The organism is Rahnella sp. BIGb0236 (assembly GCF_004364755.1).
Taxonomy (GTDB): domain Bacteria; phylum Pseudomonadota; class Gammaproteobacteria; order Enterobacterales; family Enterobacteriaceae; genus Rahnella; species Rahnella victoriana.
This window is the reverse complement of the sequence record NZ_SOAO01000032.1, coordinates 1-1,205: the sequence shown is the minus strand read 5'-3', so window position 1 is coordinate 1,205 and position 1,205 is coordinate 1. Positions and strand designations below refer to the sequence as shown.

Annotated in this window: 1 protein-coding gene; it reads right to left on the bottom strand. The window is 47.1% G+C overall.

Annotation, left to right across the window (positions count from 1 at the left end):
* Window positions 1-27: 27 nt before the first annotated feature.
* Window positions 28-966, bottom strand: coding sequence for an IS110 family transposase (locus EDF78_RS25480; protein ID WP_133824214.1), 939 nt, complete (start codon window positions 964-966; stop codon window positions 28-30).
* Window positions 967-1,205: the final 239 nt, after the last annotated feature.

Sequence of the window (1,205 nt, the reverse complement as noted above, 5' to 3'; positions counted from 1 at the left end):
CTGTGTCGAATGTCAATCCGGCAGCGATTAATTTGCTGCCCATTCACGACCATCTCGCACCATCGCATTCAGGATTGTCACCAGTTTCCGGATGCATGCTGTTAGCGCAACTTTCTTTAACTTTCCACGAGCGATGAGACCGTCGTAAAACGTTTTGATTTCATTATTATTCTTTTTTGCCACCAGCGCAGCCATATACAATGCAGCCCGCACCGCTGAACGCCCTCCCCAGATAGCTCGCTTCCCTTTGAGCTTTCCGCTGTCGTGTGAATAAGGGCACACACCCACCAGAGCACTAATTTTCCTCCGGCTCAGTGTTCCTAACTCTGGCAGAAGTGCTAATAACGTCGCCGTCGTTGTTGGGCCTACTCCTTTGACACTGCTCAGGATTTTTGCTTTTTCCTGCCACAGTGGCATCACACGCAACTGCCGTCCGATGTCATCATCGAGATCTTTTATCTGGCTGTTCAGCCACTCGATGTGATGGTCAATGAGTTCCGCAACATCAAGATGGACACCATCAAGGCGGTTTTTTTCCATCGTCCGCATATCGATCAACTGACGCCGTCTTGTCACCATTTGCGCAAGCCGCTGGGTCTGCTCATCACTTGCTACTGTCAGCGGCGGCAACACGACTTGTGCAAAGCGACTAAGCACCATGGCATCAAGCTTGTCCGTTTTCGCGAGATTACCGAGCGACAAGGAAAAATGCTTAACCTGCCGTGGGTTTACGACCGATACGGGATAGTTTTCCACGGATAAATTTGCGGCTAACACGCAATGATAACGACCAGTAGCCTCCATGACTATTTGTGCAACATCATAATTTTTAAGCAAATTAATGAAGTCGACATGGCCAGTTTGATTATTAGTAAACTTCTGATAGAAATTGCCAACGTTAATAAAAACATCGAAGGTTTCTTTAGAAATATCGACGCCGACAAATGCTTTTTGAGACTGATTCATTATTTCCCGTCCTTGTAGATACGGGCTGGTGCAGGCACCGCCCAGGCAGCTGTTCGGGTTAAAAATGAGCTGACGTAACGCAGAGATGCTCCCCCACGGGCTTGATGTCCCAGAGGTTGGACTTGCTGCCACATCAGTTTAGAACTCGTTAAAATAATAGATGCTTGAAAGAGATTTCAATGATCAACGACGTAAATCAATCATTGAAATGAACATACAAGGTTGGGAGGGGGTTTTAA